The sequence below is a fragment of the Curtobacterium sp. 458 genome (assembly GCF_030406605.1).
Lineage (GTDB): Bacteria > Actinomycetota > Actinomycetes > Actinomycetales > Microbacteriaceae > Curtobacterium.
Genome location: NZ_CP129104.1, coordinates 1,824,799 through 1,839,152 on the forward strand (window position 1 = coordinate 1,824,799; position 14,354 = coordinate 1,839,152).

Annotated in this window: 11 protein-coding genes; 8 read left to right on the forward strand and 3 right to left on the reverse strand. The window is 73.2% G+C overall.

Annotated elements, in window-relative coordinates; genetic code table 11:
* Window positions 1–20: 20 nt before the first annotated feature.
* Window positions 21–1,031, reverse strand: a complete 1,011-nt coding sequence (locus QPJ90_RS09095) for a LacI family DNA-binding transcriptional regulator (protein ID WP_290134121.1) — start codon at window positions 1,029–1,031, stop codon at window positions 21–23.
* Between the two features lie 95 nt (window positions 1,032–1,126).
* Between QPJ90_RS09095 and QPJ90_RS09100 the strand changes: the two genes are divergently transcribed.
* The 5 genes from QPJ90_RS09100 (at window position 1,127) to QPJ90_RS09120 (ending at window position 8,188) form a co-directional block, all read left to right on the forward strand.
* Window positions 1,127–2,341 (forward strand): Gfo/Idh/MocA family oxidoreductase, encoded by a 1,215-nt coding sequence (locus tag QPJ90_RS09100; protein ID WP_290134122.1) that lies wholly within the window; start codon window positions 1,127–1,129, stop codon window positions 2,339–2,341.
* The gene (locus tag QPJ90_RS09105; protein WP_290134123.1) at window positions 2,338–3,342 is read left to right on the forward strand and encodes a sugar phosphate isomerase/epimerase; all 1,005 of its coding nucleotides are present in this window, start codon (window positions 2,338–2,340) and stop codon (window positions 3,340–3,342) included. Before QPJ90_RS09100 ends, QPJ90_RS09105 begins: the two co-directional genes overlap by 4 nt.
* Window positions 3,343–3,510: 168 nt before the next feature.
* Entirely contained in the window at window positions 3,511–4,503 is a 993-nt protein-coding gene (locus QPJ90_RS09110) for a MoxR family ATPase (protein WP_290134125.1), read from the forward strand.
* Window positions 4,503–5,834 carry a DUF58 domain-containing protein gene (locus QPJ90_RS09115; protein WP_290134126.1) on the forward strand — a complete coding sequence of 444 codons (1,332 nt, stop codon included), beginning with the start codon at window positions 4,503–4,505 and terminating at the stop codon, window positions 5,832–5,834. Before QPJ90_RS09110 ends, QPJ90_RS09115 begins: the two co-directional genes overlap by 1 nt.
* On the forward strand, window positions 5,831–8,188 hold the full coding sequence (locus QPJ90_RS09120; protein ID WP_290134127.1) for a DUF3488 and transglutaminase-like domain-containing protein: 2,358 nt from the start codon (window positions 5,831–5,833) through the stop codon (window positions 8,186–8,188). The genes QPJ90_RS09115 and QPJ90_RS09120 overlap by 4 nt, the downstream gene beginning before the upstream one ends.
* A 58-nt stretch (window positions 8,189–8,246) precedes the next feature.
* Here the strand turns inward: QPJ90_RS09120 and QPJ90_RS09125 are convergent, their stop codons facing one another.
* Window positions 8,247–8,849, reverse strand: a complete 603-nt coding sequence (locus tag QPJ90_RS09125) for a TetR/AcrR family transcriptional regulator (RefSeq protein WP_290134129.1) — start codon at window positions 8,847–8,849, stop codon at window positions 8,247–8,249.
* Between the two features lie 309 nt (window positions 8,850–9,158).
* Entirely contained in the window at window positions 9,159–9,950 is a 792-nt protein-coding gene (locus QPJ90_RS09130; RefSeq protein ID WP_290134130.1) for a trimeric intracellular cation channel family protein, read from the reverse strand.
* Between the two features lie 69 nt (window positions 9,951–10,019).
* On the opposite strand from QPJ90_RS09130, the gene efeU reads away from it, so the two are divergent.
* Genes efeU through QPJ90_RS09145 form a run of 3 tightly spaced genes read left to right on the forward strand, consistent with a single transcriptional unit; the run spans window position 10,020 to window position 14,204 of the window.
* Window positions 10,020–11,618 (forward strand): iron uptake transporter permease EfeU, encoded by a 1,599-nt coding sequence (efeU, locus tag QPJ90_RS09135; RefSeq protein ID WP_290134131.1) that lies wholly within the window; start codon window positions 10,020–10,022, stop codon window positions 11,616–11,618.
* The gene (efeO, locus tag QPJ90_RS09140) at window positions 11,605–12,831 is read left to right on the forward strand and encodes an iron uptake system protein EfeO (RefSeq protein WP_290134132.1); all 1,227 of its coding nucleotides are present in this window, start codon (window positions 11,605–11,607) and stop codon (window positions 12,829–12,831) included. Before efeU ends, efeO begins: the two co-directional genes overlap by 14 nt.
* Window positions 12,828–14,204 carry a Dyp-type peroxidase gene (locus tag QPJ90_RS09145; RefSeq protein ID WP_290134134.1) on the forward strand — a complete coding sequence of 459 codons (1,377 nt, stop codon included), beginning with the start codon at window positions 12,828–12,830 and terminating at the stop codon, window positions 14,202–14,204. Before efeO ends, QPJ90_RS09145 begins: the two co-directional genes overlap by 4 nt.
* Window positions 14,205–14,354 lie beyond the last annotated feature (150 nt).

Sequence of the window (14,354 nt, forward strand, 5' to 3'; positions counted from 1 at the left end):
CCGGCGGCGCCGCGGGGACGTCAGCGGCGCGGCGGCCCCGTCGTCGCGCGGACGACCAGCGTCGGGTCGACGAGGGTCCGTGTCGGCGTCGGGGCACCGGCGGCACCCACGCCGCCGGCGATCCGCTCGACGAGCCGAACCGCGGCGAGCCGACCGACCTCCTCGTTGTGCGGGTCCACCGTCGTCAGGCGCAACAGCGGTGACGACGCGAGCGGTGTCTCGTCGTTCCCGATGACCGAGACGTCCTCCGGTACCCGGAGCCCGGCCTCCCGGACGGCGGCGATCGCGCCCATCGCCATGACGTCGTTCGCGGCGAACACCGCGGTGACCTCCGGGTGCTCGGCGAGCGCCCGCCGCGTGCCCTCGTAGCCGGTGGCCTCCGAGGTCGGACCCGAGCCGTACACGAGCGGTTCGACGCCGGAGGCGACCATCTCGGCGACGGCGGCCTCCCTGCGGACCGTTGCCGGGCCTCCCGAGCCGGTCACGTGCACGACGTGCCGGTGACCCGCGCCGACCAGGTGCGCCACCGCCAGCCGCCCGCCGGCGGACTCGTCCGACGCGACGACGTCGAGGTCCGCGGGGACGTCACCGCGCGCGCCGGCGACGACGACCGGGGTGCCGGACGGTGCGACCAGGTCGGGGAAGCCCTCGGCGGCGAGCACGACCCCGTCGACGCGGAGCGAGAGGAGGTCGTCGATGGGGGAGGACCCGAGGTGCGCGTTCGCGCGGACGTCCGCGAGGGTGAGCCGGAGCCCGTGCGGTGCGAGGGCGTCCCGGATGCCGTCGAGGAGCGGCACGAACCACGGGTTCCGGAAGTCGTCGACCACGACGCCGATCGTGCGGGTCCGGGTGCCGGCGAGGATCGCCGCCGCGCGGTTCGGCCGGTACCCGAGTTCGGCGGCGGCGGCGAGCACCGCGTCCCGACGTCGTGGGGAGACGCCCGGGTCCGCCCGCATCACCATGCTCACGAGCGACTTCGACACCCCGGCGCGCGCGGCGACGTCGATGATCGTCGGGGCGCGGTCCGGCACGGGCACTCCTTGACAGGACATGGGTTCGGGGAGGTACAGTCTAGCCGCACGGTCTGGAACGTTCCAGAATCGGCCACGATCTCGAGGGAGAGACCATGAGCGACAGCATCGGCGTCGCCGTCATCGGCGCGGGCATGGCGGGCAAGGCCCACACGGCCGCGTGGCGGAACGCCCCGTCCCTGTTCGGCCGGAGCCTGCCGCCCGTCCGGCTCGTCACGGTCGGTGACGTCTACGAGCCGCTCGCCGACGAAGCGGCGCGGCGGTTCGGCTACGCGCGGCACGACACCGACTGGCGGGCGGTCGCGGAGGCGGACGACGTCGACGTGGTGAGCGTCGTCGTCGCGAACCACCTGCACCGCGAGATCGTCGAGGGGCTGCTCGCGGCGGGCAAGCACGTGCTGTGCGAGAAGCCGCTGTCGGACACGCTCCACGACGCGCGCGCGATGGCGGACGCGGCTCGCGCCGCCGAGGCGGACGGCGTTCTCGGCCGTGTGGGCTTCACCTACCGGCGTGCCCCGGGGCTCGCTGCGATCCGGCAGCTCGTCGAGGACGGCACGCTCGGCCGGGTCCTGCACGTCTCCGGACGGTACTGGACCGACTACGGCGCCTCGCCCGAGGTGCCGTTCTCGTGGCGGTTCGCCGGCGCTCCCGGGACCGGCGCACTCGCCGACGTCGGATCGCACCTGACGTACGTCGCCGAGTTCCTCACCGGTGACGTCCGGAGCGTCAACGGAGGCGCCTTCACCACCGCGATCACGAAGCGTCCGATCGCAGCCGGGTTCGCGCTCCGCGGCCAGGCGGTCTCGCTCACCGGCGAGGAAGCCGACGTCGAGAACGACGACTACGCCACGTTCGGCGCGCGGCTCGGGGACGGCGCCGCGGTCGGCTCGTTCGAGGTCTCGCGGGTCGCCGCCGGGCACCCGAACGGCCTCGTCGTCGAGGTCTTCTGCGAGGAGGGTGCTGCCCGGTGGGACCAGGAGCGCCCGAGCGAGATCGGCCTCGCCCTGCGGTCCGACGGCGCACGGCTCGGCGGCTTCCGGCAGGTCGTGCTCGGCCCGGACCACCCGTACGTCGCCGGCGGCATGGCGATGGACGCGCCGGGCGTCGGCTGGGGCCAGAACCAGATGTTCGAGTACCAGGCCCGTGCCTTCCTCGACGAGGTCGTCGGCAACACCGCCGACCCGCTGCCGGCCAACGCCACGTTCGACGACGGCGTCCACAACATGGAGGTCCTCGACGCGGTGGCACGGTCCGCCGCGGCCGGCGGGGCCACCGTCGACGTCCCCACCACCGAAGGAGCGCTCGCATGAAGCTCGGTCTCTACAACGCGATCTTCCACGACCGGCCGCTCGCCGACGCCCTGACGGCGATCGCGGGCAACGGCCTCACCGGCATCGAACTCAACACCGGCGGATTCCTGCCCCCGGTGCACGTTCCGGACATCGACGCGATCGTCGTTGACGACGCCGCACGCGACGCGTTCCTCGCGCAGTTCGAGGGCACCGGGGTCGAGATCGCCGGACTCAACTGCAACGGCAACCCGCTGCACCCGGACCCCGCGATCGGACCGGCGCACGCCGAGGACCTCCGTCGGAGCATCCGGCTCGCGGCCCGCCTCGGGCAGACCCGGGTCGTCACCATGTCGGGCCTCCCCGCCGGTGAGCCGGGCGGGCGTCGACCGAACTGGATCGTCAATGCGTGGAACTCCGCCGCCCTCGACGTGCTCGAGCACCAGTGGAGCGTTGCGGTGCCGTTCTGGCAGGAGATCGACGCGCTCGCCCGGGAGCTCGGTGTGCGGGTCGCCCTCGAGCTGCACCCGCAGAACCTCGTGTTCAACCCGGCGTCCGTCCGCGAGCTCGTCGGGCGGGGCGAGCTGACGAACACCGGTGTCGAACTCGACGCGAGCCACCTGTTCTGGCAGCAGATGGACCCCGTGGCGGTCGTGCGCGACCTCGGCACGCTCGTGTACCACGCCGCCGCGAAGGACGTCCGCGTCAACCCCCATGCGGCGATCAACGGTGTGCTCGACAACTCCTTCCGTCGCCTGTCGCCCGGCGAGGCGCGCACGAACCTCGGCGGCGACGAGTGGGCGAACGAGTGGCCGAAGACGGCCGCGTGGGACTTCGTCGCGCTCGGCAAGGGGCACGACGTCGCCTACTGGACGGAGTTCCTCGCCGCGCTCCACGAAGTCGACCCCGACATCTGGGTGAACATCGAGCACGAGGACACCGAACTCGGGCGCGAGGAGGGCGTCGCCGTGGCGGCGCGCGTCCTGACGGCGGCGGACGCGGCGCTCGCAGCCCGCGTCTGAGCCGCGACCACAGGTCGGACGGGAGGCGCGGTGCCAGCAGATGCCGTGCCTCCCGTCCGTCCCTCGCCGCGTCGAGAGCGGTGGGTCCGGTCGGTGACGCATCCTCCGCTGGCTGTCACCGGGCCGTTGTAGCATGCACGACACCTGTCCCGAGCCGAGGAGGCCTGCGTGCCGGAACCGACCGCCCCAGCCGTCCCGCTCGAGCACGTCCGCGACGCGGGCGCCGCGATCGTCGCGGCCGTCTCGACCGTCGTCGACGGCAAGACCGACGCGATCCGGACAGCGCTGACGGTGATGCTGGCCGAGGGACACCTCCTCGTCGAGGACGTGCCCGGGGTCGGCAAGACCGTGCTGGCGAAGGCACTCGGCGCGTCGGTCGGCGGGTCCGTGAACCGCATCCAGTTCACGTCCGACATGCTGCCCTCCGACGTCACGGGAGTGAACGTGTTCGACCAGTCGTCGGGGACCTTCCGGTTCTCGCCGGGCCCGGTCTTCGCGAACGTCGTCATCGGCGACGAGATCAACCGGACCAGCCCGAAGACCCAGTCGGCGCTCCTCGAGGCCATGGCCGAGGCCCAGGTGACCGTCGACGGCGTGACACGGCCGCTCGAGTCGCCGTTCATGATCGTGGCGACCCAGAACCCGATCGACATGGAGGGCACGTACCCGCTGCCCGAGGCCCAGCGCGACCGCTTCACCGCGCGCATCGCGATGGGGTACCCGAGCCTCGACGCCGAGCGGCAGATGCTCGCGAACCGCGGCGGCCGCGACCCGCTGTCCGCACTCCGACCGATCGTCGACGTCGCGACGCTCCGCGGCATGATCGCCGCCGTCCGGGGCGTGCACGTCTCGCCCGACGTCGAGGCGTACATCGTCGCGATCGTCCGCGCGACGCGCCACCACCCCGACCTCGTCCTCGGGGCGAGCCCCCGGGCCACCCTCCACCTCGCGCAGGCCTCCCGGGCGCACGCCGCGCTCCTCGGCCGCCCCTTCGTCACGCCGGACGACGTCGCCGCGCTCGCACCGATCGTGCTCGCCCACCGTCTCGTGCCGGTCGCGCGCGGCCTCGGCGGTTCCGGCGACGACACGGTCCGCGACATCGTGGTCCGCATCGTCTCGGACACCAGCGTGCCGTTCACCGCCACCCCCGTCCGGTCCTGATGTCCTCGTCCGCGGCGCCCTCGTCGCTCGCCCGGCGGGCGGGAGCGGCGCGCTCGGTCGCGGTGCGGTACGGGCGACGCGGTCTGGCGCTGGCGCGTCGGACGCCGTTCCCACGCCCGACCGTGCGCGGATGGACGCTGCTCGCGGTCGGCATCGGTCTCGTCGGTGGCGGGCTCGTCGGCAGCACGAGCGTCGCGGTGTCGGCGGGACTGCTGCTGCTCGTCCTGCTCGTGCTGGGCACCGTGATGGCGTTCGTCGTCGCGGCACCGCTGCGGGGGAGCCGGAGCGCCGCGCGGGCCATCGTCCAGGTCGGCGAGGTGTACCGCGAGCGCGTCACCCTGCAGGGCACCGGCCTGAAGTTCGGGCCCCGGTCCACACTGCTCGTCCGGGAGCAGCTCGACGACGTCTTCGCGAGCGTGTCCGACGCGGAGACGTACGCGACCGTCGGACCCCGCACCCCGCCGGCCGTGCTCGACGTCGAGGCGCTGGCGATGCACCGCGGCCGCGGGCTCGTCGGCCCGGTCACGATCCGCGTCGAGGACCCCTTCGGACTGCTGCGCATCGACCGGCCCGTCGTCCGCGCGGAGGAGGTGGTGGTGGTGCCGGCATCGACGCCGCTCACCGCGATCGACACCGGTGCCCTCGCGGGTGCGGTGTCCGCCGACGAGGGCCGCGTGGGCCAGGGCGGCTCCGCGGACGACAGCGAACTCCGCCCGTACCGTCCCGGCGACCCGATCCGCCGCGTGCACTGGGGACAGAGCGCCCGGCGCGGGGAACTCCACGTCCGCCAGACCACGCAGGCACAGCCGCCGGAGGCCGTGATCGCGCTCGACGTCCGCCGGGAGTCCTACCAGGCGCTCGGCCGTGACGACCTCGCCGAACTGTCCGACCTCGGCGGTGACGCCGCGTTCGAGCACGCGGTCGTCGTCGCCGCCAGCGTCGCCCGCGCCCTCGCCGCCCGGACCTCGCGGGTCGTCCTCGTGAGCGACGACCCGGACGGCGTCACCCGGCACGCGGGTGACGCCGGCGGGCTCACCGACGTCCTGGTGGGCCTCGCCGACGTGCGGGTGCGCTCGGACGCCCGCGACGTCACCGAGGTGCTGCCCGACGTCCGGGGCCGCGACGTGCACGGCATGACCGCCGTCGTCACCGGGCGGTGCACCGCCGAGCAGGCCGCCGAGCTCGTGTCGGCGACCATCGGGTCGAGCCGGGGGATCCTGGCGACCATCGTCCCGCCGGAGCCGGTCGTCCGCGGCATCCTCGACCGCGGCGGCTGGCGCACGCTCGTCGTCCCCGTCGCCGGGGCGTCCGCACCCGGGAGCATCCGGTGACCGGGACGCAGACGCCCGCCCGTCGGCGCGGGGTCGACGTGCACGAGATCCTCGACCGACCGGACGAGCAGCGCGACACCCCCAGCGCGTGGATCACCGTCCTCGCGCCCGTGCCCGTCCTGATCGCCGCGCTCGCCCTGCGCCCGCTCGTGCAGGGGATCGCGTGGTGGGTCGGCGGCGTCGTCGTCGCGGCCGTCCTCGTCGCCGTCGTGCTCGCCGTGCGCCGACGCGCACCCGGCATCCGGTTCGTCGCGCTCGTCGCCGCCGTGATCGCGTGTTCGTGCGCCGCTGCACTCGTGAACGACGTGCAACCCCTCGGGTGGCTCGACCGGAACGGCGCGCTCGGGGAGACGATCGCCGCCATCCGGCTGAACCCCGCGCCACTGCCGCAGACCGACGCCATCCGGCTCGTCGTGGTCGTCGCGATCGCCTGGGTCGCCGCGGTGTCCCTCTTCCTCGCCGCCGTGGCACCGACGGCCGCCCTCGCCGCGACGCCCGCGCTCGTGATCCTCATCGTCCCCGGCATCATCACCGGCACGCCCGCATCGCCGGTGCTCGTGGTGCTCACGGCCGTGGCGTTCCTCGCGATCCTCTGGCTGTCGGTCCGGCCCGTGCAACGCGCGCTGCCCGCGGCCGTCGTCGGGGCGATCGGCCTCGTGGTCGCGGTCGGTCTGCCGTCGGTGATCCCGCTCAACGCGAGCTGGCTCTCCGGTGTCACGGGGGCGATCCAGTCGCCGATCCAGCCCGGCCGTCCCGGCACGCTGCTCAACCTCGGGCAGGACCTCCGTCGGCCGAACGCGCTCGAGGTCTTCCGGTACCGGTCGTCCGACGGCCAGCCGGAGTACCTCAAGCTCGCGGACCTCGACGAGTTCGGCAGCGGCGACTGGGTACCGACGGTCACCGACGCGAGCCAGTCGGAGACGGCCGACCAGCAGCAGTGGGCCGTCGGGGTGAACCCTCGTCTCTCGACGCGCGGTGACGTCACGATCCGGATCACCGGGCTCTCGAGCAACTACCTGCCCGTGCCGTCGGGCGCGGTGTCCGTCCAGGCGCGCTCGACCAACCTCGACCTGCAGCAGTGGCGGTGGATGGGACAGTCGAACACGCTGCGGTCCACCGGCCAGGCCACGCCGCGGGGTGCCACCTACGAGGTCTACGGCGCCTCGACCTTCGCGAACGAGTACCTCGACGCGTTCGCCCGCACAGGCATGCTCGCCCGGGTCGACGGGCGCGGGTTCGCCCGGCCGTCGGAACAGCAGCTCCGCACCGACCTCACCCTCCCGAAGGACCTCCCGAAGGACATCGCGTCCACGGCGTCACGGGTCGCAGCCGGTGCCGGGAACGACTACGAAGAAGCACGTGCGCTGGAGCGGTGGTTCCGGAGCGACCTCTTCACCTACTCCGAGACCGCCCCGGTGGAGCAGGGCTACGACGGCGACAGCATGGACGTCATCGACACCTTCCTCCGGGTGCGCGAGGGGTACTGCGTGCACTTCTCGTCCGCCATGGCGGTGATGGCCCGCACGCTCGGCATCCCGTCCCGCATCGCGGTCGGCTACCGCGCCGGCACGGACCAGGCCGACGGCGAGTACACGGTGTCGAACCGGCAGCTGCACTCCTGGCCGGAGCTGTACATCCAGGGCGCCGGGTGGGTGGCGTTCGAGCCGACGCCCGACTCCGACGAAGCGGCGCAGCCCTCGACCGAGCCCTCCGAGTCCGCGACACCGGGGACGCCCGACACCCCGCTCCCGGCGCCGGACCGCTCCGCACCCGCCGAGACGGAGCCATCGGCCACCCCGTCGGCCTCGGCAGCGCCGGGTGCCGCGGCCACGCCGGGCACCGGGGGTGGGAACGGCGCGCTCGGCCTCGCCGCGGGCATCGTCCTCGCCGTCGCGCTCCTGTTCGCACCCGGTGTGGTGCGTGCTCTCCGTCGCCGGTCGCGACTCGCAGCAGTCCGGTCGGGACGCTCCCCGGCCGCGGCTGCCTGGCGTGAGGTCCTCGACGACGTCGCCGACCACGGCTACGCGCCGGGCCTGGCACCACCGGGTGACGCCGCAGCCGCCGCCCGGACCGCACGAGCGGTGCTCGGTCGGTTGCGTCCGGGCCTGCCGCCGGCCGTCGTCCCGGCGCTCGACCGGGTGGTCGACGCCGTCGACCACGAGCGGTTCGGTGCGGCCGGTGCCGAGGCATCCGATCGCGACGCACTCGAGCAGGCCATCCGGGAGGCCCGTGGTGCGCTGGACGCGTCGGTGTCCGCCGGTCGGCGGGTGCGATCGCGCGTGCTGCCGCCGAGCCTGCTGCCCTCGTCGGCGTGGTCGCACGAGGGACGCCGGACACGCCGGAGCCCGGCGTAGCGTCGAGGCCCCGTCGCGAGCGGTCGCGGCGAGGCGTCGAGGCCGGTGGTGCGCTCGGTCAGCGCGGGCGGACGACGGCCTCGACGAGCGCCGCGACGACCTCGCCGGGATCGAGCCCGGGCAGGGCGGGCGCGTCGAACACGAGGCCGACGTTCGCCGCGATCAGGGCGGTCGCGAAGGTGTCGAGGGGGATGCCGGGGTCGATCTCCGGGTGGGCGCCGAACCACAGGTCCACGAGCTCCTGCACGCCGTCCTGCAGGCTCCGGCGCTGCGCCACGAACTCCGGCATGAGCTCCGGGTGGCGCGTCGCGTAGCCGCGGAACTCCGACAGCAGGGCGAACTGCGCGCTCTGGTCGTGGCGGCCGAACGCCTGCCGGACGACGTCGCCGATCTGCACCGAGGCGATGTCGGCGTGCACGAGCTCCTGCAACGACCCGAGCACGAGGTTCGTCGCGCGCTGCATCACCTGTGCGACGAGGTCTTCCTTGGAGCTGAAGTTCGAGTAGACGGCACCCTTGCTGAAGCCGGCGCGCGCGGCGACGTCGTCGAGCCGGGACTCGTGCACGCCCTGCTCGGCGAACACCTGCGCGCCGGCGGTCAGCAGTCGTTCTCGGACCTCTGCCCGAGGGGTTCGCGAAGTGGGGGAAGCGACGTCGCTCATCTGATCCTGGTTCGACAGTGCCCCCTCGCTCGTCGTCGGGTCGACGTCGTGGAGCGTGTGGTGGTGGTCGGGACCATTCTGGCGGGTCCGACGACACCGTCCGACACGCTCGCGTCGTCCGGACGTCCTCGGTCCGCGGAGACCTGCCGCGCCGCGCGTCTGATCCCGCGCGGCATCAGCGAAGCCCCCTCGGCACGCTGCTCGTGAACCGCCGCGTTCGGGTCGCGTCGGTGCTCGGTGCCACGTGCGCCGGTTTCGATACCCAGCGGTCTCGATGCTACGCCCGCGCGGCCTCGCGGCGGTAGTCCGTTACGCGTCCTGGCTCTCCGCATCCGTTTCGTGGTGCTCGTGCACGCTGCCGACCCCCGAGCGGCGGCCCGGTCGGCGGAGGAGTCGCAGCGCGTCCGGACGGACGACCCGTAGGCCACGGCCGCGCCGGAGCAGGGAGCCGAGGGTCGACTGCGGCTGCCAGTCGCGCCCGTTCGGCAGGCCCCAGCCGCGACGGACCGCGCCGTACCGCAGCGCGAGGGACAGCACGATCGCCGCGACGATCCCGATCGACGGCGATCCGAGGAAGGACGCGACGACCATCACGGCCGAGGCGGCGACCGCGACGGTGGCGTACAGGGCGTTCCCGCCGAACACCGCCGGGACACGGCGGAGCAGCAGGTCGCGCATCGCGCCGCCCCCGACCGCGGTGATCGTGCCCATGATGATCGCGGCCGGCCAGCCGAGCCCCGCGTCGAACGTCCGCTGCACGCCGACCACGGACCAGATGCCGATGACGGCGGCGTCGAGGATCGTGAAGAGGCGGTCCCACGTCACCTCGGAGAACGACACGAAGAACGCCACGAGCGCCCCGGCGATCGCGACCGGCACGTACAGCGGGTCGACGAGTGCGACCGGGGGACCGTTCTGCAGCAGGGTGTCGCGCAGGATGCCACCGCCGAGGCCCGAGACGAACCCGACGACCAGGAAGCCGAAGAGGTCGAAGTCCATCGTCCGGGCGATCGAGCCACCGAGCAGCGCCGACGCGAAGACACCGGCGAGGTCGAGGACGTTCGTGACCGATGCCAGGCCCTCGGCGGTCAGCAGGTTCATGAGAACCATCAAACCCCACGAGGCGGGAGTGGCGAGCCGAGCCCGGGTTAGGTTAGCCTCACCTACGCCATGCTCGCCACACTCGTCATCGGCCTCCGTGAAGGCCTCGAAGCGACGCTCATCGTCGGCATCATCGCCGCGTTCCTGCGTCGCAACCGCGTCCCCCTCGCGCCGATGTGGCTCGGCGTCGGCACGGCCGTGCTGCTCAGCGTCGCGGTCGGCTTCGGGCTCCAGCTCGTCGAGCAGGCGCTGCCGCAGGCCGAGCAGGAGGGCATGGAGACGATCATCGGCATCGTCGCGGTCGTCTTCGTCACCGGCATGATCGTGTGGATGCGCACGCATGCGCGGTCGCTCGGGAAGGACCTCGAGGCCAGTGCGACGGCAGCCCTCGGCCGCGGGACGGCGTGGGCCCTCTCCGGCATGGCCTTCCTCGCCGTCCTCAAGGAGGGCTTCGAGACGGCGATGTTCCTGCTCGCGACGTTCCAAGCGTCGAGCGACACCGGCTCGGCCGCCCTCGGTGCGGTGATCGGCATCGCCGCGGCGGTCCTCATCGGCTACGGCATCTACACGGGCGGCGTCCGGTTGAACTTGTCGCGGTTCTTCACCGGCACCGGGGTGTTCCTCGTCTTCGTCGCGGCCGGGCTCGTCCTCACTGCCATCCGTCACGCCCACGAGGCCGGCTGGATCGTCATCGGGCAGCAGCGCACCGTCGACCTGTCCTGGCTCGCGCCGAACGGCTCGGTGCAGGGCGCCCTCGTCACCGGTGTGCTGGGCATCCCACCGGACCCCCGTGTCATCGAGGTGCTCGGCTGGGTGCTCTACCTCGTACCCGTGCTCGCGCTGTCCCTCTGGCCGCGTGCCTGGCGCCCGGCCCCGGCGCGGGTGCCGTTCGTCCGCACGGTCGTCGCCGGTGGTCTGGCGGTCGCCGCGGTCGCGCTGGCCGCCGGCGTCCCGGCCGTCGCTGCCTCCGCCCCGCACCTGTCCGACACCGTCCGCCTCGACGGTGACCAGACGAGCCTCACAGCCGAGGTGCACGGGACGACCGGTGCACTCCGCACCCGGGGCAACGGGTCGCAGGCGGAGGTCGAGCTGTCCGCGTCGACGCACCGCCGTGTCACCCGCGCCGGTGCGGTGGCGGACCGCTGGCAGGTGGTCGACGACGGTGCCGCCTCCGAGCAGCCGAGCAGTCTCACGCTCGACGACCTCGTCGGACTCTTCGGCCGCATCCCCGTCGGCATCTCCCCGTCCACGAATCCCGGGCCGTTCACCGCGCGGTGGGCCACGAAGCGGACCACCACCCTCTGGACCGTCGACGGTGGGGTCCTGGACGCGACCGCCTCGGAACGCGACGTGCTGACGCTGAGCGGTGGGGGCCTCCCGTCCGCTCGCACCACGACGCTCGACCGCGCCGTGTGGAGCGTCCCCGACGCCGTCGCCCAGCGCGCCGCCGCGACCGCGGCGACCGCCGCGACGCGCGGTGCGGAACTGCAACTCTGGGCAGCCTGGCTGCCGCTCGCGCTCGGCATCGCCGCCGCAGCGCAACTGCTGCTCGCGCTCCGTGACCGCCGCCGCACCACAGCCATCCCTGCGCCCGACCCCGACACCACCCCGTCGCGCGGCCCGCCCGCCGACGACCCCACGAGGAGCCCCGCGTATGCCGCTCGGTAAGTCCACCGTCCGCCCCCTGATCACCCTCGGCGCCCTCGGCGCAGTGACCGCGCTCGCGCTGACCGGCTGCGCGTCCGGTTCGTCCTCCGCGTCGAGCGACCCGTCCGCGTCCGGGAAGGTCGCCCGCGTCACCGTCACGCTGACGAACGACGGCTCCGACGCCTGCGCGGTCTCCACGACGAAGGTGCCGGCGGGACCGGTCACCTTCACGGTCAAGAACGAGTCGTCGACGGCGATCACCGAGGTCGAGCTCCTGCAGGACCAGCGGATCCTCGGCGAGAAGGAGAACCTCGCGCCCGGCCTCGAGCCCGTGCACTTCACCGCGACGCTCACCGGCGGGAAGTACCAGGTGTACTGCCCCGGTGCGACGACCGAGCTCACGGACTTCACCGTGACCGGGAAGGTCGCGGACACCGCGAACAGCAGCGCTGCGACGCTGCTGGCCGAGGGCACCAAGGGCTACGCGACGTACGTCGACGGCCAGGTCACTGACATGGTCGCGGCCGTCGAGCAGCTGCAGGCGCACGTCGACGAGGGCGACCTCGCCGCCGCGAAGACCGACTACGCGAACGCCCGGCCGTTCTACGAGCACATCGAGAGCGACGTCGACGGCTTCGTGAAGAAGGGGTTTAAGGCCACCGACAACGCCGGCAACCTCGACTACCTCATCGACATGCGGGCCTCGAACCTCGACGAGTCCGTCGGCTGGAGCGGTTTCCACGCAGTCGAGAAGGACCTCTTCGAAGCCGGGAAGATCACCGCGTCGACGAAGAAGACCGCCGCGGCGCTGACCGAGAACGTGCACCTGCTCGCGAAGCTCGTCCCGACGCTCGACTACAAGCCGGAGGACCTCGCGAACGGCGCCGCGGGGCTGCTCGAGGAGGTCCAGTCCAACAAGATCACCGGCGAGGAGGAGGCCTACAGCCACATCGACCTCGTCGACCTCGCCGCCAACGTCGAGGGCGCGCGGCAGGCCTTCGCGTACCTCAAGCCCGGACTGACGAAGACGGACCCGACGCTGACGAAGCAGATCGCGAAGCAGTTCGACGCGACGAACGCGCTCATGGACGGCTACCGCGACGCCGACGGACTCGGTGGGTTCAAGGCCTGGACCGGCGACCTGAAGCGCGACGACGCGAACGCGATCTCGCAGCAAGTCCAGGCGCTGCAGGATCCGCTGTCCCGACTGGCCGAGAAGGTCGCCACCGCGTGACGAGCGAGCACGAGCACCGCGACGCGCCGGGCGCGCGCACCGGCGACGCCGCGACCGCGCCGGGCGACACCGCGACCGCGACCACGTCGGCTGCGGGTGGCCGGGGAGGCGTGTCCCGACGCGGCCTCTTCGGCGCCGGCCTCGCCGCGGCCGGGGCCGGTGTCGGTGCCGCGGTGGGCGTCGCCGGCGCGACCGCAGCCACCGGGGTGAACCCGTTCGCCGCGGCCGCGAACGGCGACGAGTCGATCGACCTCTCCCAGGAGCACCCGTTCTACGCGACGGCGTCCGGGCAGCCCCAGGGCGGCATCCGCACCGTGCCGCAGCGGCACTGCGTCTTCATGACGTTCGACCTGTCGACGTCGGTGACGACGGACCTGCAGGTGCTCCTCGCCCGCTGGTCGGCGGCGATCGCACAGCTGCAGGCCGGGAAGACCGTCGGCAGCGTCGAGCCCGCGCACGGCAACGGCGTCGGAGCGGACACGGGGGAGGCCCTCGACCTCGGCCCGGCGTCCCTCACCGTCACGGTCGGACTGGGCCCCGGCGTGTTCGACGAGCGCTTCGGTCTCGCGGACAAGCGTCCGGCGAGTCTCGCGGCGATCCCGACCCTCCCGAGCGACAACCTCGACGAGCAGCTGACCGGCGGCGACCTGTCGCTCCAGGCGTGCGCGGACGACCCGCAGGTGGCGTACCACGCCGTGCGCGACCTCGCTCGGATCGCGCGCGGCACCGCGACCGTGCGCTGGACCGTGCTCGGCTTCGGACGCGCCTCGGCCGGCCCCTCGCAGTCGACGCCGCGGAACCTCATGGGGTTCAAGGACGGCACGCGGAACGTGTCCACCGACGAGGAGTTCAGCCGCTTCGTGTGGGTCGACGACCCGGGCGACGGCGCCGCGTGGATGCGCGGCGGCACGTACCAGGTCGTCCGGAAGATCCGGATGAACCTCGAGACCTGGGACGCCGACAACGTCAGCGACCAGCAGCGCGTCTTCGGCCGGACGAAGATCGAGGGTGCCCCGCTGTCCGGCGGCTCCGAGCACACGACGCCCGACTTCCACGCGGCGCACGGTGACGGCACCACGAAGATCGACGTCCGCTCGCACATCGCGCTCGCGGCGCACGAGGCGAACGGTGGCGTGAAGATCCACCGACGCGGCTACAACTACACGGACGGGCTGAACCAGTACGGGCAGCTCGACGCCGGGCTGCTGTTCGCCGCGTACGTGTCCGACCCGGAGCACTTCACCCGGTTGCAGCGGAAGCTCGGCGCATCCGACCGGTTGAACGAGTACGTCTCGCACATCGGTTCCGGGGTCTTCGCCGTCCCGCCGGCGCCCCGGAAGGGTTCGTACATCGCGGAGCAGCTCTTCCGCTGACGGGCCGGGTGGTGGGTGCCCTCCGTCGTTTCCCTGGAGACGGAGAGCACCCGCGCCGCGGAGTCCGCACCGAGCGGAACCACCGCCGGCGGATGAGAGATGACCCGGCGCGACGCGTCGCTGTGCGACACGGCTGAGGATACGCCGTCC

Excerpts from the sequence above, each read along its gene's own strand:
- QPJ90_RS09100 (WP_290134122.1), top strand. The coding sequence starts at position 1,127 with ATGAGCGACAGCATCGGCGTCGCCGTCATCGGCGCGGGCATGGCGGGC.
- QPJ90_RS09105 (WP_290134123.1), top strand. The coding sequence starts at position 2,338 with ATGAAGCTCGGTCTCTACAACGCGATCTTCCACGACCGGCCGCTCGCC.
- QPJ90_RS09115 (WP_290134126.1), top strand. The coding sequence starts at position 4,503 with ATGTCCTCGTCCGCGGCGCCCTCGTCGCTCGCCCGGCGGGCGGGAGCG.
- QPJ90_RS09125 (WP_290134129.1), bottom strand. The coding sequence starts at position 8,849 with ATGAGCGACGTCGCTTCCCCCACTTCGCGAACCCCTCGGGCAGAGGTC.
- QPJ90_RS09130 (WP_290134130.1), bottom strand. The coding sequence starts at position 9,950 with ATGAACCTGCTGACCGCCGAGGGCCTGGCATCGGTCACGAACGTCCTC.
- efeU (WP_290134131.1), top strand. The coding sequence starts at position 10,020 with ATGCTCGCCACACTCGTCATCGGCCTCCGTGAAGGCCTCGAAGCGACG.
- efeO (WP_290134132.1), top strand. The coding sequence starts at position 11,605 with ATGCCGCTCGGTAAGTCCACCGTCCGCCCCCTGATCACCCTCGGCGCC.